At 67.2% G+C, this 247-nt stretch carries 1 protein-coding gene; it reads right to left on the bottom strand.

Going from position 1 to position 247, the window contains the following annotated elements; translation table 11 throughout:
• Positions 1 to 247, bottom strand: a 247-nt coding sequence (locus tag IH48_RS34125) for a SpnB-like Rossmann fold domain-containing protein (protein WP_037844332.1), incomplete at both ends; no start/stop codon positions are given.

The following is a 247-nucleotide window of genomic DNA, read 5'->3' as shown; positions in this document are numbered from 1 at the left end:
GGGATGGCGTGGAGGGTGGTGGGGTTGTGGTCGATGTCGAGGAGGCGGAAGTGGTGGGGGTGTTCGGCTTGGGCGGTGCGCAGGAGGCCGGTGAGGGTGCTCTGGGCGAGGGAGGTGATGTCTTCGCCGTCGTGGATGGCGTTGGCGCGGTGGGTGAGGATGACGAGTTGGGTGTCGGTGAGGCGCTCGTCGGTGAGCCAGTGTTGGAGGAGGCGCAGGATGTGGCTGGTGACGTGCCGTATCTCGG

This window comes from Streptomyces sp. NRRL F-5126, from assembly GCF_000721265.1.
In the GTDB taxonomy this organism is placed as follows: domain Bacteria; phylum Actinomycetota; class Actinomycetes; order Streptomycetales; family Streptomycetaceae; genus Streptomyces.
The sequence above is the reverse complement of the archived record's forward strand: the minus strand, read 5'-3'. Positions and strand labels throughout refer to the sequence as shown.